Below are 17,834 nucleotides of genomic sequence, written 5' to 3'. Positions count from 1 at the left end.
TTGTAAAAAATTAAATAAAAAAGACCATTTCAATTATGAAGTGGTCTTTTATTATATTAAATATTGGAGTTATAAAGGCCAAATTCTTCTACATTATTTTTTAAGACTTCAAGATGCAGATATTTATTTTTATCTCACGCCGATTTTGCTGATAAAGCAGATAATAAAAAAGTCTGTGTGATCTGCGTGGGAATTTAATTTAAGATATATGCCTTTGTTACCGAAAACCCACAATTTCCAAGCCAAAAATTGGTATGAAAAACCTTACCCCTTTAGCTTTAGAAATAAAAAAACCGTTTCAAAAATGAAACGGTTCTTTATTTTATTTGAAAATTTTAGATTACGCTAAAACTTCTTTTACTTTATTTGCAGCTTCTTCTAAAGTAATTGCAGAGTGAACTGGAAGACCAGACTCATCAATTAATTTTTTAGCTTCTACAGCATTAGTTCCTTGTAATCTTACGATCAATGGAACTGGAAGGCTACCCATAGCTTTGTAAGCATCTACAACTCCTTGAGCAACTCTGTCACATCTTACGATACCTCCGAAGATGTTGATCAAGATCGCTTTTACGTTTGGATCTCTTAAGATGATTCCGAAAGCAGTTTGTACTCTCTGAGCATCAGCAGTACCCCCTACGTCAAGGAAGTTAGCAGGGTTACCACCTGATAATTTGATGATATCCATCGTTGCCATTGCAAGACCAGCACCGTTTACCATACAAGCAACGTTACCATCTAGTTTTACGAAGTTAAGACCAGCTTCACCAGCTTCAACATCGATAGGGTCTTCTTCTCTTGTATCTCTTAATTCTGCAAGATCTTTGTGACGGAATAATGAGTTACCATCTAAAGTTACTTTAGCATCAACAGCGATAATTTTGTTATCAGAAGTTTTTAATACAGGGTTAATCTCGAAAAGAGATGCATCAATTCCTGTATAAGCATTGTAAAGAGATGAAATAAATTTCACAAATTCTTTGAATGCATTTCCTTCAAGACCTAGGTTGAAAGCAATTTTTCTAGCCTGGAAACCTTGAAGCCCTAAAGCAGGATCAATAAGTTCGTTGTGGATCAAATGAGGAGTTACTTCAGCAACGTGCTCAATATCCATTCCTCCTTCAGTAGAATATACGATTGTATTTTTCCCTTCAGCTCTATCTAAAAGAATAGAAACATAGAATTCTTTAGTTTCAGATTCTCCAGGATAATAAACATCTTCTGCAACCAAAACAGAGTGTACTTTTTTACCTTCAGCAGAAGTTTGTGGAGTTACCAACTGCATTCCGATGATATTCTGAGCGTTTTCTTTAAGTTTATCCATGTTTGGAGAAAACTTAACACCCCCACCTTTACCACGACCACCTGCGTGAATCTGTGCTTTTACAACCCAAGCCTGAGCTCCAGTTTCAGCAGTCAATTTTTCAGCAGCTGCTACAGCTTCTTCTACGTTGTTTGCAACGAAACCACGTTGGATAGCTACTCCATACTTTGATAAAATCTCTTTTGATTGATACTCGTGAAGATTCATATTATTTTTATTATTTTATTTTAATATTTAAAGGTTGACAAATTTACTAAAAACAGATGAAATATCAATTTTTATTTTAAAGAAAGCATTGCATTAGTGGGAGATAAAAATCATATTTCTTCCATAAAAAGCAAGAAAAGACCAGATGCAATTACTCATTAAATTTTTAGCTGACCATTCTCGATTTCTTATTAGATAAATCAATGATCATTATGACGTCTATGAAAAAAAGTTTCCCATAAATCTGTAAATGTATCCTCCTTCTTTAATGAAAAAAGCTCTTCAATTAAGAAAAGCTTTATCGTTATTGTAAAGGAAATCATATTATTCTTCCGATAGTTTTTCTGACTGCGATCCAATGAAAGGAATCTTCGGAGCAAGGAAATATCCAGTAAGACTGGCAAACAATATCGGTACAAAATAAGTAAATCCAGTAAGTGTTCCCAAAATAATTGTTGTACTCATGGGGGTTCTTGTTACACATGCATTAATAGCCGCCATACAGCTAACAATAGCCAAGGTTGTATCTACACTTGGGAATAAATTATGGATAATTAAGCCCAATGTTGTCCCCACAAAGAAAAGAGGAATAATAAACCCTCCCCTCCAGCCAGAAGTTACTGTAACAGCAATCGCAATTATTTTAAAGATAAGAACAAGGATTAAAAAGTTCAAACCAAAATTTCCGCCTATCAGCTGATTGATTTCGTTATGCCCAAAGTATCTTGTAATCGGGAAATTATAAGCAATAACCCCTAAAATGATTCCTCCTGCTAAAGTTTTAATATAAATAGGAAGATTTTTGTATTCAAAAACTTTCTTGAAAAATTTTACAACAAAGATGAAGATCCATCCAAAGATAGTTCCTACTATTCCAAAAGCTGTAGCATAAGCAAAATCATATACTCCAGTATAATGGTAAGCTTTCAAATCCCATGTTGCACCAATTCCCAAATGGATAATCAGAGCAAACATTAAGTAGCTAAAACAACTGGCTACCAATGCAGGAATAATTGCTTTATAATATTCAACAGCGTGTTTATGATGCAAAATTTCCAGAGAAAAAAGACTTCCTCCCAGGGGCGCACCAAATAAGGCTGTAAAACCTGAAGCCATCCCGGCGATACTTAAAGAACGTAATTCCTCGCCTTTTAATCTGAAAATTTTCCCAAGCCAGGTTCCTGTAGAGCCGGTAACCTGTACCAAAGGTGCTTCGGGACCTAAACTCCCCCCAGATGCTACGCAAAAAAGAGAGGAAAGAATCATGGACGGGTTATTTTTGGGTTCCAGCTTTCCTTTATTGAATCTGATGTTATTCACAATCAGATGGATTTCTCCCGGATCTCCTATAAAATGGATAACCAAACCAGCCAGTAAACCACAAATTGCCATGGTAGGAATCACCTGCCATCCTTGAAAATGTCCTAAAAATTCAGTAAAATGTTCAAGTACGATCCAATATCCTCCGGCAATAATACCTCCCACCAGACCTGTAACAGCCCACATGAAAAAAGTACGGCTGAATACAAAAGGATTAAACCTCATTGGTTGATCTAAGAGATTAAATGTTCTGATTAAGCGTCTCCTTCTATTGATTTTCATTTTAATTTATTTTAAATAGTAAAAGTACCTCATCATTTTATCTTTACTGATGATGAGAGCTTTTTACAGTATACTCTTTATTTATTCGAATGTTAATACAATAGGTTGTGCAAAGGTTTGTATAATTGGTTTGCCTTTATAGATCAAAGGTTTTTCCAAACCGCCAATAGCATATAGGAACAATCCGCTGATGATACTAAACTCTGTATCAGATGACTTATTATACTTTACTTTTTTGAACTTTCCATCCACATCAATTGTAAAATTTAACTTACAACGATAGATTCCGCCGGCAAAATCTTCTATTAAATAAACAGGAAAATTCAGCGTCAGCTGTTTTTTCAACTCGGCAAGCTGTTGATAATTTTCAACCTCAGCAATATCAACAGATTTCTTTTTCTCTGCTTGCAGAGGGATACCTTCTGCTTGGGGTACGTTGACGTTGTTTTCGATCTGTAATCCGTTGGTTGCTTTAAATGATAGGTTTGGATCTATTTTTCCGATTATTACCTCTTTGTCATAGATGCTTTGATACAAGTCTTTCAGGTTTTTTAATTTTTCACCATAAAAAAGTTTATACTTTTGAGCATATAAAGCCTCATCTTTTTTATAATCATAACGTTTAATGCTATCGGAAAAACACTTTTGTATATCTTTTATTTCTACTAAAATATTTCTGTTTAGCAATTTTTTCCCTTGTGCATTTATTTTTTGAACACTTAGACAAGAAATCGTAAGAGCAATAACAAGTAATAAAAAACGCTGATTCATGGTTTTATTTTTCTGTAAGCAATCTACATAATATATTGTAAATCCTTTTTTTTGCCTGAATTGCGATATTAAATTCTATTTTTAGCAAAATAAAGAATAAGCATTCCCCAGCTCAGGATCATCAATAATCCTCCAAGTGGAGTAATAGGGCCTAAAAATTTAAGATTTGCTCCCAAATAATCCTGTAAACTAAGAAAATAGATACTTACTGAGAATAATAATGTTCCTGCAATCATTAAAATTGAAGTCCATTTTTCTGTGGATGTTTCAAATTTTAAAATATATCCAATGATGAGCAGAAAGAATGCTGCGTACATCTGGTATCTTACTCCGGTTTCAAAACTTTCCAGTCTTTCTACGGATAATATTTTCTTTAATGCATGTGCTCCGAATGCGCCAAGGATTACTGAAAGCATTCCGTACACAGCTCCAAAAATAAGGGTAATTGTTTTCATTTTATAACTCTTCTAATTCTAGGGTTAAATATTTTTTTGTTTTATAATCTTGCCAGGTTCCGATAATTTTGTTTCCATTCATTTCAGCTTCAACGAATGCTCTTGGGATCCACTGGCTTGAGGCATCATCATAACGGTCATTTTCAGTGATAGAAATATGATTTCCTTTCAATTTTCCATCCCATTTAATCAGCTTTTTATTTTTATCATACCAATATTCTGCATTAAAGGAACTCATTCCGGAATGATCACTGTCAGGATAAAAACGCTTGATGAGAACGGTAATGGGATACTTCCCATCAATTTTCCCTTTGTACAGCTTATTCCGGAAACTTGTTTTATCTATTTTTTCAGAACCTGAAATCAAATTCTTGGCATAAGAACTCCAATATTTATCCAGATCCTTATATGCAATTTCGATTTCATGACTATCCAGATCATCCAAAGCTCTCATCGCATGGTTGGAACATCTCCCTGCCACAAATGTTATTTTATCTTTTCCAAAATGGTATCTGATATCATCCAAAGACTGTTCTGTGAAACAACCTTCATACATCCCGATTTGCTCTTCTGTTTCTTCTGGCCGGTTTTTCTGAGATTTTAATTCTTTAAGATAATCATCCACCCTTTTCTTTACTTTTTGCTGAAGGATGTTTTCAACAGTTTTCACTGAACCTGGCCGAAACAAATCCTGAGCATTGATAAAATTTCCTGTTCTCAGGTCAAAATTTTTCCAGTCTGAAAAGCTTTCAGGATAAGCTCCAGAAGCTTCTCCGTCCATACCAATGCTTAAAATATTTTGGGGTGTTTCCAGTTTTTTCCAACTATAAAAATAAATGTAGTTGGAATAAGAAGTTGTCCCGGTAGAGACTAACTTAAAAGGGTTACTTCCTGAGTTCGGAACATATTCCAGCTCATCAACCTGCAGAAATGTATTGATCTTATGCTCCACCACCGGATTTTCGACATAAGAAATTACCGGGAAAGTAGAGTCCTCTGTTTTTGGTGGTAAGTTGCTAATCTTTACATTTTTCTGCTGTGAAAAAGCTAAACCTGAAATCAACACAAAAAACAGAATACTCTTTTTCATTATCTCGATTTTAGATACATTAAAATAAACTTGGCAACCAATGTAGAAATTCCCAGTATGATAAATACATTGGCAAACCTCTTGGAACTTCTAAATCCCCCCTGTGTTGTCTTTTTTAAAAAGATTCCAAAAACAAGAAATATGATGGGAAGAATAATCTGTAGCATTAGTTTTCTCTCATTCTGTTAAACTCATTGATCACCTCGTGATGGCTCACTGTTTTATCTTTAAAATAGGTCACAAAATATTGTTTTTCCTCTTCCGTAGCACCCAATTGGTTTAAGATATTCAATAAGTGCATCTTCATATGACCTTTCTGAATACCGGTTGTTACCAATGAACGCAGCGCTCCAAAGTTTTGGGCTAATCCTGAAACAGCCAGAATACTCATTAATTCCTGAGCAGACGGTTTTCCAAGTAAAGCCAGAGAGAATTTTACCAATGGGTGAAGATTAGTTAACCCTCCTACGACTCCTACAGAAATGGGAAGATCAATCCAGAATCTGAAAACTCCGTTGTCTGTTGTACAATGAGTTAATGATCTGTATTGTCCGTCTCTTGCAGCATAGGCGTGTGCACAGGCTTCTGTTGCTCTAAAATCATTTCCTGTTGCAATGACTACAGCATCTACCCCATTCATCACTCCTTTATTGTGTGTGGTTGCACGGTAAGGTTCAATTTCTGCTATGGTAACGGCTTGCTTGAATTTAGAAGCAAATTCTTCAGGGGAAATTCCACTGTCATCCTTTAAATCCTCCATTTTACATGACACCTCAGCTCTTACAATACAATCAGGGGTAAAGTTGGAAAGAATGTTCATTACAATCTGCAATGAATTTTTCTCCTCTTGAGTAAAGTCTTCACTGGTAGCTACTTCCTGCCTTAACGTTTTTCCAAACTGCTCAAGACAAGAATTGATAAAGTTGGCTCCCATAGAGTCTACCGTATCAAAGCTAGCTTTCAACTGGTAGTAATTTGGCATTTCTGCAGTTTTATCAACCAAACTTATATTCAAAATTCCACCGCCACGTTTTCTCATATTGGCAGTAATATCATCTGTAGTTTCAAAAAGCTTTTTCTTTAAACTGAAATTAAAGAAATGTAATAGTTTGTGAGGTTCTACATTGAAAATAAAATGGGTATGGCCTAGTTTTTCAGTATTAATAATGGTTGTTTTAAAACCTCCTTTATCAATCCAGAATTTTGCAGCCTTGGAAGCTGCAGCCACTACTGAACTTTCTTCAACAGCCATTGGAAGTGCCACTAATTTTCCGTCGATTAAAAAGTTCGGAGCAATTCCGTAAGGCATATAAAAATTAGAAATCGTATTTTCAGAAAACTCATCGTGAAGTTTCTGAAGGTCTGCATCTTCATTCCAATATTGCTTTAATATATTTTGATATTCCTGATTTCCTTCAAGATATTCGTTTACGAGCCAGTCGATCTTCCCCTGCTTTGGAAGCTTGGAAAAACCTTCGATTGGTTTATGATTCATGATATAAACTTTAATGAGCCGTAAATATAATGATTTTGAGGTTTTATTTTGTTGATAACTTCTATTAAAAAAGATTGACATTTATCAATTTTGGAACTATTTTTGAGAAAAATTTAGATACAAAATATAACATCTCTTGAAAAAATGAACTTTGACCGCCTTAAGGAAAAGCTTGAAATCCTTGCTGATGCAGCGAAATATGATGTTTCCTGCTCTTCCAGCGGAGGAACAAGAAAAAATAAAAAAGGTGCTTTAGGAGATAGCTCCGTAAGTGGGATTTGCCATACTTATACAGAAGACGGAAGATGTGTTTCTCTACTAAAGATTTTATTGACCAACCACTGCATTTATGATTGTGCATACTGTGTGTCCCGAAGTTCAAATGATATTAAAAGGGCTGCATTTACGGTAGAGGAAGTTGTAGACTTAACGATTAATTTTTATCGTAGAAATTATATTGAAGGATTATTTCTGAGTTCAGGAATCTTCAAGAATGCCGACACTACCATGGAACGTCTTGTAAGGGTTGCTAGAAAACTGCGTCTGGAAGAAAATTTTAATGGATATATTCACTTAAAATCTATTCCGGGAGCCAGTGACGAACTCATGCAAGAAGCAGCATTATATGCGGACAGACTCTCCGTAAATCTTGAAATTCCTACAGAAAGCGGATTAAAGCTTTTGGCTCCTGAAAAAAACAGGCAGGACATGATCAACCCAATGCGATATATTCAAAAAGGAATTGATCAGTATAGGGATGAAAAAAAACTTTTCAGAACAGTTCCGAAGTTTGCTCCTGCAGGACAATCTACTCAGATGATTGTGGGGGCTACTCAGGAAAATGACCTGCAAATCATTAAGGTTGCTGATCATTTTTACAAGAATTTTAATCTTAAAAGAGTTTATTATTCAGGATATGTTCCCGTTTTAGAGGATAAAAGACTTCCGTCTTTGACAACTGAAGTACCAATGCTTCGTGAAAACAGATTGTATCAGTCGGACTGGTTGATGAGATTTTATGGGTTTAAAGCTCAAGAGATTCTCGATCCAAGTATTCCATTTCTTGATCTGGAAATAGATCCCAAGTTAAGCTGGGCACTTCGGCATCTGGACCAGTTTCCGGTAAATATCCAGACAGCGGAGTATCAGATGATTTTAAGGATTCCCGGAATTGGGGTAAAATCAGCACAAAAAATAGTAAGTGCAAGACGTTTTCAGGTTTTAAATATTGATCACCTGAAAAAATTAGGAGTAGCTGTCAACCGTGCCAAATATTTCATCGACTTTGATGCAGGCAATGCTTACCTTAAATATTTAACAGATAAAAATTTCAGAAAATTACTCGTCGGCGGAAGTTCTTCCAAGTTTCACAACCAATTTTCACAGCAGCTAAGTTTATTTTGATGATACCCCAGAAAAAGCATGAACTTCGATTTGTATTTCACCTCCTATTTTCAGACTGGAAGAAAGATTATTTCTGACATTCGGGATGGGCAGCCTGCATTTCCTTAATGGTTTTTTCTCTATGATTCTCCCCCCATTTTTCCATAGAATTCAATACTTCCTGTAAGCTTTTACTGTACGGAGTAAGTTCATATTCCACAGTAACAGGCTTCGTATCCAGAACCGTCCTGCTTACCAAGCCGTTGATCTCCAGTTCCTGTAATTCTTTAGATAAAATACGAGGTGTAATCCCCACTTCACGGGACAGTTCCCCGAATCTCCTTTTTCCACTCATCAGAACTGTAACGAGCACTAATTTCCATTTCCCTCCTACCACATCCAATGTATCTTTAAGGGAGCGGATAGATCTCTGACATGTTTCTTTCGTTTGCATAAGTATCCTTTTTGTAACTACTATCCTTTCTGTAACACATGATAAATGTAGAGATTTTTTTTGGAAATTTGACTTAATAAATAAAAGCACTTACAATGATACAACGAACAATAAAATCAGTAATACAAGGTTCATGGCGACAAGGTTTTTTAGGAAAAGGACATAAAGCATTAAATGTATTGGAAAATATTTCTTATCAGGAATCTGATCCATTTATTGTATTTATGGATGATGATATGAATCTTCCCGGTGGACCTCCGGTAGGCGGACCTCATCCCCATGCAGGAATTGAAACATTAACTCTCGTTTTAAACGGTGACGAAAGAGATCTGTTAACCGGAAGTCTTGAAATAATGAGTGCAGGTAAAGGTATTATTCACACGGAAGAAATCTCTACAGAAAAGAATGTACATTTCCTTCAGGTTTGGATTGTTTTACCTCTTGACAAAAGATGGACAGAGCCCGTTTTTCAAAAAATACTGTTAGAAGATGTCCCTAAAGTCATTACTGATCAATATGAAATAAGGATATATAGTGGCAGCAGTAATGGACTCACTTCTCCTGTTAAAGATTATACTCCTTTCAGTTTAATAGACTATCACATGAAGAAAAATGCGCATATAATGCAGGAAATTCCAGGAGATTATAATGGTTTGATCTATGTACTGGATGGCTCTGTGACTGTTTCAGGAAGAACAATAAAAACAGGTCAGACCGGATGGCTCAACAAAACAGGAACTAGTGAAGAGAGCCAGTTGACATTTGAGACAGGCGACCAAACAGCCCGCTTCGTACTGTATGCAGGAAAACCTCATAACGTTTCTGTGGTACAGCACGGACCATTTGTTGCCGATAGCGCAGAAGATATTTCAAAACTCTACAGAGAATATCGTAATGGAGAAATGCCACATCTCAGAGATCTTCCTGAATCTCAAAGAATACAGTATTTCAAAGAATAAAAGGAACAGAACCATATTTTTCAAAAAAAGAACGCTTATTTAATTTTTAATGAGCGTCCTTTTTTCGTTATTTTTGTATACTACATCTGAAATACCAAAATATAAAATTATGACCACGTTGATTTATGACGGAAGTTTTGATGGTCTTTTTACAGCGATATTTGAAGTTTTTGAATACCGTTACCAGGATGTTGAAATTGTAAGCAGGGAAAGATTTCATCAGGAAAATATTTTTGCTGAAATCCACGAAGTCATTACCCAAAACAATAAATCTGAAAGGGTTTTAAATAAACTAGAACAAAATCTTGGAAAACCAGGCATTTATAAGCTTTTAAAAGTTTTTTTATCAGAAGATCCTGAATTAGAGAAAATAATTCTGTCGACAGTAAGACAATCTATAAAGCAACCCTCAGAAAATATTTTGGAAAACTTTGCGGATGCAGATATCATGAAGATCTCAAAGATCTGCAAATCGGTGGGTAGAGAAAGCCACAGAATGACTGCTTTTGTCCGTTTTGAAAAAATGCAGGATAACGTTTTCTTCTCAAAAATTGATCCTGACTTCAATGTCCTTCCTTTGATCAGAAAACATTTTAAAGATCGGTATCAGGATCAGAAATGGATGATCTATGATCTGCGAAGAAACTACGGAGTCTTGTATGATCTGGAAAATTGTGATTTCTTCTATCCTGAAGAAAAACTAGATCTTAATAAATATCAGGATAAATTTCATGATGATGAGAAAAATTATCAAACACTTTGGCAGAGATATTTTACAAAGACCAACATTGTGGAACGGAAGAATTTAAAACTGCATATTCAACATGTTCCCAAGAGATATTGGAAATATTTGACTGAGAAATGGTAAAGATCAATTTAAGCTTTTATTTTCCTCCTGTTTTTTAATTTCTAATAAATTATACCAAAAATCACTCCCATCTACTTTGTAACATTCGCGGAGGCTGTGTAAGTACTTTAATCCATAATTTCATATTGTGGATAACTTTTTGCTCATAAAAATTAAGCTAATTCTCACAAATACCTTTTACAAGGACATTTTATAAGTCACTAATTTTATGAAAGATATAGCAATCATCACTCTTCATTCTGATATTGTGGATAACTTTTTGGGAAACTAATTCGACAGGTTTTATGCTTATTTTCTTTTTAAAACTTTAAAAAATCCTGTCCGCAGAATAAAAAATAAAAATCATATTTATCACAATGAAATTTTTGAACCGATGGAAAAAAAATAATCCATATTTCCATATTGTGGATAACTTTTTCAGACCAAAAATTAGACTAATTTCCAGAAACGCCTTTTACAAAGACATTTTATAACTCATTAACTTGATGTAAGATATAAGAATTATTAATCTACAATTCCATATTGTGGATAACTTTTTAGGAAAATAATTCAGCAGATTTTATGCTTATTTTCTTTTTAAAACTTTGAAAAATCCTGCCTGCAGAGGAAAAATTGAGATCATATTTATCCGTGAAATAGCAGCAACCAAAGAGATGATTTCAATTGCTTTTTTTTTGAGTTTGTGGATAACTTTTATTTACGAATGGTACGAAGTGCTTTTTTGATAATATAATTGGTTTCTTTTGTATTGCTTTCTCTAAGCCAGTCATCACAGATTTCTACCACGAATTCCGGTTGTGATTTGCTGGCATCATTGAGCCAGTTCCCCACACTGTCCTGTACATATCTTGAAGTATCTGATTTCAAAGGTTCTAAGATTTCCAATGCTAATCCGGGATTTTGTTTTAATTCCAGGATATGTTCACACCACACTCCTCTTGGTCTGGTAGATTCACTTGCGAAACGTCTGATATTTTCGTCTTCATGCAGCGTCCATTCTGATAAAATTGAAAGACTTTCTGTAAGATTCTTTGAAATGTCCGGACGTACCGTCATCCAACAGATTTCCCTTACTCCAAAATGATGATCCGAAGCAAACATCTGTATTCGTTCCAGTTTTTCTTTCATTTCAAAAGCATGATTTCTTCCCACTGTGTAAGCAGCCCAACATCGCACTAAGTCCGCCTGATGTGTTGATAGGTTGAGCAGAAAATCTTCATCCTTATTTTTGAGTGCAAATTCCAGAATCCCAATTCCAATGGCTTCATTAATTGTATTGACTGTCTGTTTTTTCAATTGCTCAACTTTTTTCAGAATAGGTTTTAAATATTCTGTCCGGTTATTCTGCTGCAATAAATTTTCCAGCAAGAACTTTTGATCTACAGCCAGCCATTCTGTAAGATTGGCAGTTTCAATTTCTCCTCTATTTAATTGTATCAAAATATCAGCGGGAATATCTTTGATGGAGCGTGCTCCTTTTCGTTTTTCTGTCATAGCGCACTTATTAATTCTTCTACATCTACTCTGTTCATGTAATTTACATCTAAAAATTTATAGGTAACCACTTTATTTTCATCAACTACAAAAACAGCAGGAACCGGTAATTTGTGGTTGCTATTTTTATTATAATCTGAAAGATCAATGCCCAGACTTTCTTCCTACCTTTTAAATCCTCAATAGATTGCCTAAATGCGGCTACTATTTCCGATGGAAGTTGTGATGATAGTTCTCTATTTAATTGCTCTATCTGCATGACCAAGGTAGTATTCATTACATTTTAATTTATTATTTTTACAAAGGTCTAAAAGCCTTTAGAAATAGGCAATACCGCATATTTTTAACCCATAGGGATAAAAAAGTCAATTTTATGGAAACAAAGGAAAGAGCTGAGGAAAATAAAATCTGTCCACTGGAAGTTGCTGTTAATACCATCAGTGGAAAATGGAAAATTCCTATCGTCTGGCAGATCAATGAGGGAAAGAAACGTCCAAGTGAATTTTTGCGTGGCATTGCTAAGGTTGACAGACGAGTACTTAATCAGCAACTCTCCGAAATGGTTGAAGATGGTATTCTTAACAAGCATTCCTTTAATGAACTTCCTCCCAAGGTTGAATATACTCTTACGGATCTGGGGGAACAACTCGTTGCAATTCTTTGGCAGTTGAATGATTGGGGAAAATTGTTGATTCCGGAAGATGAACATAGTAAATAATTTCACTCCTGCAGATTAAACAGATTTTTAGATAAAAAATATTATCTTAAAAAAACAAATTTTCTATCATACATCATACAAAAAACCTCATATTTGTAATTGAATCAGATGTATATGAAAAAAAATATTTTGGGAGTGGTTATGACCATTATTCTATCAGGCTGCACCAATGATAAGTCTCCATCTGGCCTTATTTCTCAGGAAACAAAAGATCTCAATCAGGAAAGTTCAGCACCAATCAATAAGGATAAAAATACCATCAGAGAACGATTCTCTCCCCCTAAAGAGTACGAATGGGAAGATGAAAAATCTGACTCTTTCGGATATTTTATTGAAAATTTTAAGCTGAAACCTTATGGAAGCCAAATCTTAAAATATGATGGTTCTCCGATTGCTACACAACATCTTCATGAAGCTATTTTTGATATTGATACTGGGAATAAAGATTTGCAGCAATGCGCTGATGCTATTATCCGTTTGAGAGCAGAATATTTATATAAGATGAAGAGGTTTGATGAAATTAAGTTTCACTTTACAAGCGGTGATCTCCTCAGCTGGAATGATTATAAAAATGGAACAAGAGCCATCGTTAATGGAAATTCTGTAAGCTTCAGAAAAATGTCAGCATTTGATGATTCTTATCAGGGTTTCAGAAATTATCTGGATTTGATCTTTAATTATGCAGGAACTATTTCTCTTAACAAGGAAACCCGGCCGGTAACTCAAAATTCAGATTTAAAAACAGGAGATATTCTGATTACTCCGGGAAGTCCAGGCCATATCGTCTTCATTGCAGGAGTATCTAAAAATAAAAAAGGGAAAAAAGTGTATTTATTAGCTGAAGGATTTACTCCAGCTCAGTCTATTCATCTGCTTTCCAATCCTTTCAATAAAAATATTTCGCCATGGTATGATCTTGACATCAATGCACAGGAAACCAAAACAGCGCGGTATATTTTCAAACCGACAAACTTCAGAAGCTTTTAATTATTTATATTCAAAACTATTGGAAAGTTACTACGATAATCTGAACTTGTTTTTGTAAATTTGTGTTCGAAATTTTTTACTAGATGAAAGAGAGTGCTGTAAAAAAGATTGCAGTTCTTACTTCAGGAGGTGATTCTCCAGGTATGAATGCTGCATTAAGAGCGGTGGTAAGAACCGCCAATTACTATAATATCGAATGTTACGGAGTAAGGGAAGGCTACAATGGCCTTATCAGCAATGATTTTCTTAAAATGGGAGCCCGTTCTGTAAAAAATATAATCAACCAAGGTGGAACCATTCTAAAGTCTGCCAGATCCGCTGAATTCAGAACTAAGGAGGGCCGTCAGAAAGCCTACGATAACTGCTTAAAGTTTGGTATCGATGGATTAGTCTGTATTGGTGGAGACGGAACTTTCACAGGAGCTAAGATCTTTAGTGAAGAATTTGGGATCAGGGTTATCGGTATTCCGGGAACGATCGACAATGATATTTTCGGAACGGATAATACCATAGGATATGACACCGCGTTGAATACTGCTATGGAAGCCATTGACAAAATCCGTGATACGGCAACTTCCCACAACAGAGTTTTCTTTGTAGAGGTGATGGGTCGTGATGCAGGATTTATTGCTTTAAATAGTGGATTGGCAACAGGTGCCTTAGATATTCTTATTCCAGAAAAGAAAGACAGTTTACAGGATCTTTTCTCTAACTTCAGAAAGGCTGAGAAAACAGGAAAGGCTTCTAGTATTGTAGTCGTGGCAGAAGGAGAGAAACTGGGGAGTATTTATGATATTGCCAACAGTACAAAAGAAGAGTTTCCACAATACGATATTCGTATTGCTGTTTTGGGGCATATCCAAAGAGGAGGTTCTCCTAGTTGTGCAGACAGAGTATTGGCAAGCAGACTTGGGTATGGTGCAGTAGTAGGATTAATGGATGGGCAAACCAACGTAATGGCAGGAATGCGTTCCAACGATGTGGTATATACCCCTATTGAAGAAGCCATTAAAAAACATAACGAAATCAATAAGGATCTAATGCTGATTTCGGAAATTTTAGCAATCTAATTATTTTTATAAATCTAATAAAAACAAACTATTATGTCAACAATTAAAGTAGGTATCAACGGTTTTGGTAGAATTGGACGTCTTGTTTTCAGAGCAATGACTGAAAGAGACAACATTGAAGTTGTAGGAATCAATGACCTAATCAATGCAGAATACATGGCTTACATGTTAAAATATGACTCTGTACACGGTGTTTTCCCAGGTGAGGTTTCTGTAGAAGGAAATGATCTTGTAGTAAACGGGAAAAGAATCAGAGTAACTGCTGAAAAAGATCCTAACAACCTAAAGTGGAACGAAATTGGTGCTGATTATATCGTAGAATCTACAGGTCTTTTCTTATCTAAAGATTCTGCTCAGGCTCACATTAATGCAGGTGCTAAGAAAGTAATCCTTTCTGCTCCTTCTAAAGATGATACTCCAATGTTCGTAATGGGGGTAAACCACAAGGAACTTACTGATGATATCAAAATTTTATCAAATGCTTCTTGTACTACCAACTGTTTAGCACCTTTAGCTAAAGTTATCCACGATAAATTCGGAATTGTAGAAGGTTTAATGACAACTGTACACGCTACAACAGCTACTCAAAAAACGGTTGACGGTCCTTCAATGAAAGACTGGAGAGGTGGTAGAGCTGCTCTTAACAACATCATCCCTTCTTCTACAGGTGCTGCTAAAGCGGTAGGAAAAGTAATTCCTTCACTAAACGGTAAATTAACAGGTATGTCTTTCAGAGTACCTACTGTAGACGTTTCTGTAGTTGACCTTACTGTAAGATTAGAAAAAGCTACTTCTTACGATGAGATCTGTGCTGCTATTAAAGAAGCTTCTGAAGGTGAATTGAAAGGTATTCTAGGATATACTGAAGATGCAGTAGTATCTCAGGACTTCGTAGGAGATAAGAGAACTTCTATCTTCGACAAAGATGCTGGTATTATGCTTTCTCCTAACTTCGTGAAACTTGTTTCTTGGTATGACAACGAAATGGGTTACTCTAACAAGTTAGTTGATATGCTTGTACACGCTGCTTCTTTATAATAAACGATAAGCAATGAGTAATATAAAACCTTCCCGATGGGAAGGTTTTTTTATTTAGTAATTTATTTTATTTTTAAAGTATCTTTTTGTTTTGGAGTGAGGTTATAGGATAATCCTACAAATCCACCAATTTTGAAATTTCTAGTAAGAAGATCTTCATCTGCCAAAGAATTATTGAGTTGCATTCCTTCTTGATAATTAGCCTTAAGCTCATCTACCATCCGGAAAGAAGGCCCCGCTGTTAGAATTATTTTATTTCTTTTTCCCATAAGAAGACTAACGCCTGGAAAGATTGAATTAAAGCTAAGACCTGTAGTAAATGAAGCTCCTAAAGAAACTCCCCATGCAAAATCAGTTGAATTTCTAAAGCTCGCATGAAAAATTCCGGCAATGGTTGGGTTATATTTATTATTATCTAATCTTTGAATTTGATTGCTAGAATCAAGAGTATATTTTTTATCAATCGTTCCAAAATCAAAAACTGTTCCCACACTAAAGTCAAATCTAATACCACCGGTTATATACTCAAAATACCTGAAACTTTTATCATTATTGATATGGTAAGTATTAGAAAGGTTTCTTTTGCTTTTAATTACCACATTAAATTCCAAGTAGTCTTCTTCTCCTTGTATTGGAGCAGAAACATATTCGTAGGTCTGTGGTTCTCTAAGCAACCTGTCTAATATTTCTACCTCATTTAATTTCTTTGAAAGATTTATTTTTTGTATAACATCATCTGTTATTTTAATAGACTTCTGAATTCGTTCAACATCCTTGGTCAACGCAGATCTTAGAACATCATTTTCACTAGAATAGTTTAAGTTATCATAATTAAGAAAGGAAATAAAGTCATTAACATTTGTAATTATTTCCTGATAAAGTTTTGGATAAACTTTAAATACACCATAAGCATAATCTATATTTTCTTTGGTAAGGAAAAATGTAGTTTCAATAGGTACACGTTTACCTTTTAATAATTCACAATCTTTATTATCGTTGTCTTTTTGACATTTTTTGTAAAGTGCATTATTTTCTTGATTATTAATGATAGACAAATACATAGCATGGCTAAGTTCAGGACTTATCACCTTATCTATATAATTATTGTAATTTTGATTAAGTTTTATAAATTCTCTGGATATATCTATATAATTATTATAAGCTATATTAAGTTTATTTATTCTTTTATTTATGTTTTCCCTTAATACATCTGCATCTGTTGATTTACCTACTAGTTGCTTTATTTCATATTGTATTTTCAATGCTTTTTGATTACTAGCATATATGTCATTATTTTTATTTCCAATTTCATTCTGAAGAGAATTTTTATTTTTTTCATAATTTTCATCTCTTAATGATTCATTCATTTTTAGTTTTTCAGCTAGGTTATTCCTTTCATTTTCAAACTGTTTAATTTTTAAATCTAAAGAATCTAATTTGAAATATTTTTTTTGAAGGTTTACTATTTCAGGATTAGAATTAGAACTCTTTCCAGGTGATAATAAACTTACATAACTCTCTTCAAATACAAAACTGTCTTGCATCTTGTAATAATTGTTTTGTTGTATTTCATCCAAAGTTTTCTTTGCAGCTTCTACATCCGTATTTTGATAAGATATTTCCTTATCCTCACTCTTAATTAAAATTTCATAGAAAAATGGATTAATACTTTGTATTTTAAGACTTACAGGTTTTCCTCTTTTTACTTTAAGATCTTTGTTTATAAACTCTCCGCTAGAGAAATCATAAACAACAGTTTGGCTATAAAGTACAGATAAAGGAAATAACAGAAACAGCAATAAAATTTTGGTTTTCATGATTATTTGTTTTTCAGGTTAAAGTTTTTTGATTAAAGTAAAGAATGGAAAGCCTCAACCGTAAAAACAGATCGTTTCAGAAATTGAGCTTTCATGGTCATT

At 34.5% G+C, this 17,834-nt stretch carries 16 protein-coding genes; 7 read left to right on the top strand and 9 right to left on the bottom strand.

The features are described from left to right. Positions 1–340: 340 nt before the first annotated feature. The 6 genes from sucC to SCA31_RS09740 form a co-directional block, all read right to left on the bottom strand. Positions 341–1,531 (bottom strand): ADP-forming succinate--CoA ligase subunit beta, encoded by a 1,191-nt coding sequence (gene sucC / locus SCA31_RS09765; protein WP_076354598.1) that lies wholly within the window; start codon positions 1,529–1,531, stop codon positions 341–343. A 324-nt stretch (positions 1,532–1,855) separates the two neighbouring features. Continuing rightward, positions 1,856–3,133 (bottom strand): chloride channel protein, encoded by a 1,278-nt coding sequence (locus SCA31_RS09760; protein WP_410696779.1) that lies wholly within the window; start codon positions 3,131–3,133, stop codon positions 1,856–1,858. An 81-nt stretch (positions 3,134–3,214) separates the two neighbouring features. After that, positions 3,215–3,904, bottom strand: a complete 690-nt coding sequence (locus SCA31_RS09755; protein WP_410696778.1) for a hypothetical protein — start codon at positions 3,902–3,904, stop codon at positions 3,215–3,217. A gap of 68 nt (positions 3,905–3,972) precedes the next feature. Further along, entirely contained in the window at positions 3,973–4,359 is a 387-nt protein-coding gene (locus SCA31_RS09750) for a DUF423 domain-containing protein (protein ID WP_045500850.1), read from the bottom strand. Position 4,360: 1 nt separating this feature from the next. After that, positions 4,361–5,449, bottom strand: a complete 1,089-nt coding sequence (locus SCA31_RS09745) for a hypothetical protein (RefSeq protein ID WP_410696777.1) — start codon at positions 5,447–5,449, stop codon at positions 4,361–4,363. A 166-nt stretch (positions 5,450–5,615) separates the two neighbouring features. Continuing rightward, positions 5,616–6,944 carry a hydroxymethylglutaryl-CoA reductase, degradative gene (locus tag SCA31_RS09740; RefSeq protein WP_410696776.1) on the bottom strand — a complete coding sequence of 443 codons (1,329 nt, stop codon included), beginning with the start codon at positions 6,942–6,944 and terminating at the stop codon, positions 5,616–5,618. A 144-nt stretch (positions 6,945–7,088) separates the two neighbouring features. Here SCA31_RS09740 and SCA31_RS09735 point away from each other — a divergent pair, with 144 nt between their 5' ends. Further along, positions 7,089–8,348: a putative DNA modification/repair radical SAM protein gene (locus SCA31_RS09735; RefSeq protein ID WP_410696775.1), complete on the top strand. Its 1,260-nt coding sequence runs from the start codon at positions 7,089–7,091 to the stop codon at positions 8,346–8,348. Between the two features lie 67 nt (positions 8,349–8,415). On the opposite strand, the gene SCA31_RS09730 is transcribed toward SCA31_RS09735, so the two are convergent. Further along, entirely contained in the window at positions 8,416–8,781 is a 366-nt protein-coding gene (locus SCA31_RS09730; protein WP_410696774.1) for a winged helix-turn-helix transcriptional regulator, read from the bottom strand. Between the two features lie 95 nt (positions 8,782–8,876). Between SCA31_RS09730 and SCA31_RS09725 the strand changes: the two genes are divergently transcribed. Both SCA31_RS09725 and SCA31_RS09720 read left to right on the top strand, forming a co-directional pair. Beyond that, complete coding sequence (locus tag SCA31_RS09725; RefSeq protein WP_410696773.1) at positions 8,877–9,740, top strand: pirin family protein; 864 nt, start codon at positions 8,877–8,879, stop codon at positions 9,738–9,740. Between the two features lie 109 nt (positions 9,741–9,849). After that, complete coding sequence (locus SCA31_RS09720) at positions 9,850–10,608, top strand: TIGR03915 family putative DNA repair protein (RefSeq protein ID WP_410696772.1); 759 nt, start codon at positions 9,850–9,852, stop codon at positions 10,606–10,608. A 693-nt stretch (positions 10,609–11,301) separates the two neighbouring features. Here the strand turns inward: SCA31_RS09720 and SCA31_RS09715 are convergent. After that, the gene (locus SCA31_RS09715) at positions 11,302–12,102 is read right to left on the bottom strand and encodes a DNA alkylation repair protein (RefSeq protein ID WP_410696771.1); all 801 of its coding nucleotides are present in this window, start codon (positions 12,100–12,102) and stop codon (positions 11,302–11,304) included. Between the two features lie 373 nt (positions 12,103–12,475). On the opposite strand from SCA31_RS09715, the gene SCA31_RS09710 reads away from it, so the two are divergent. The 4 genes from SCA31_RS09710 to gap all read left to right on the top strand — a co-directional run bounded on the left by SCA31_RS09710 (position 12,476) and on the right by gap (position 15,915). Further along, positions 12,476–12,820, top strand: a complete 345-nt coding sequence (locus SCA31_RS09710; protein WP_410696770.1) for a winged helix-turn-helix transcriptional regulator — start codon at positions 12,476–12,478, stop codon at positions 12,818–12,820. A 114-nt stretch (positions 12,821–12,934) separates the two neighbouring features. After that, the gene (locus SCA31_RS09705; RefSeq protein WP_410696769.1) at positions 12,935–13,807 is read left to right on the top strand and encodes a DUF4846 domain-containing protein; all 873 of its coding nucleotides are present in this window, start codon (positions 12,935–12,937) and stop codon (positions 13,805–13,807) included. Between the two features lie 83 nt (positions 13,808–13,890). Then, positions 13,891–14,877, top strand: a complete 987-nt coding sequence (gene pfkA / locus SCA31_RS09700) for a 6-phosphofructokinase (protein ID WP_109622027.1) — start codon at positions 13,891–13,893, stop codon at positions 14,875–14,877. A gap of 33 nt (positions 14,878–14,910) precedes the next feature. Further along, positions 14,911–15,915, top strand: a complete 1,005-nt coding sequence (gene gap, locus SCA31_RS09695) for a type I glyceraldehyde-3-phosphate dehydrogenase (RefSeq protein ID WP_332560545.1) — start codon at positions 14,911–14,913, stop codon at positions 15,913–15,915. 62 nt (positions 15,916–15,977) lie between these two features. Here gap and SCA31_RS09690 read toward each other — a convergent pair whose 3' ends face one another. Then, positions 15,978–17,732 carry a hypothetical protein gene (locus SCA31_RS09690; RefSeq protein ID WP_410696768.1) on the bottom strand — a complete coding sequence of 585 codons (1,755 nt, stop codon included), beginning with the start codon at positions 17,730–17,732 and terminating at the stop codon, positions 15,978–15,980. Positions 17,733–17,834: the final 102 nt, after the last annotated feature.

It is taken from the genome of Chryseobacterium sp. SIMBA_028, assembly GCF_046535285.1.
Taxonomy (GTDB): domain Bacteria; phylum Bacteroidota; class Bacteroidia; order Flavobacteriales; family Weeksellaceae; genus Chryseobacterium.
This window is presented reverse-complemented; position numbering and strand designations above follow the sequence as displayed.

Coding starts and splice junctions, on each gene's coding strand:
- sucC (WP_076354598.1), bottom strand. CDS start 1,531: ATGAATCTTCACGAGTATCAATCAAAAGAGATTTTATCAAAGTATGGA.
- SCA31_RS09760 (WP_410696779.1), bottom strand. CDS start 3,133: ATGAAAATCAATAGAAGGAGACGCTTAATCAGAACATTTAATCTCTTA.
- SCA31_RS09755 (WP_410696778.1), bottom strand. CDS start 3,904: ATGAATCAGCGTTTTTTATTACTTGTTATTGCTCTTACGATTTCTTGT.
- SCA31_RS09750 (WP_045500850.1), bottom strand. CDS start 4,359: ATGAAAACAATTACCCTTATTTTTGGAGCTGTGTACGGAATGCTTTCA.
- SCA31_RS09745 (WP_410696777.1), bottom strand. CDS start 5,449: ATGAAAAAGAGTATTCTGTTTTTTGTGTTGATTTCAGGTTTAGCTTTT.
- SCA31_RS09740 (WP_410696776.1), bottom strand. CDS start 6,944: ATGAATCATAAACCAATCGAAGGTTTTTCCAAGCTTCCAAAGCAGGGG.
- SCA31_RS09735 (WP_410696775.1), top strand. CDS start 7,089: ATGAACTTTGACCGCCTTAAGGAAAAGCTTGAAATCCTTGCTGATGCA.
- SCA31_RS09730 (WP_410696774.1), bottom strand. CDS start 8,781: ATGCAAACGAAAGAAACATGTCAGAGATCTATCCGCTCCCTTAAAGAT.
- SCA31_RS09725 (WP_410696773.1), top strand. CDS start 8,877: ATGATACAACGAACAATAAAATCAGTAATACAAGGTTCATGGCGACAA.
- SCA31_RS09720 (WP_410696772.1), top strand. CDS start 9,850: ATGACCACGTTGATTTATGACGGAAGTTTTGATGGTCTTTTTACAGCG.
- SCA31_RS09715 (WP_410696771.1), bottom strand. CDS start 12,102: ATGACAGAAAAACGAAAAGGAGCACGCTCCATCAAAGATATTCCCGCT.
- SCA31_RS09710 (WP_410696770.1), top strand. CDS start 12,476: ATGGAAACAAAGGAAAGAGCTGAGGAAAATAAAATCTGTCCACTGGAA.
- SCA31_RS09705 (WP_410696769.1), top strand. CDS start 12,935: ATGAAAAAAAATATTTTGGGAGTGGTTATGACCATTATTCTATCAGGC.
- pfkA (WP_109622027.1), top strand. CDS start 13,891: ATGAAAGAGAGTGCTGTAAAAAAGATTGCAGTTCTTACTTCAGGAGGT.
- gap (WP_332560545.1), top strand. CDS start 14,911: ATGTCAACAATTAAAGTAGGTATCAACGGTTTTGGTAGAATTGGACGT.
- SCA31_RS09690 (WP_410696768.1), bottom strand. CDS start 17,732: ATGAAAACCAAAATTTTATTGCTGTTTCTGTTATTTCCTTTATCTGTA.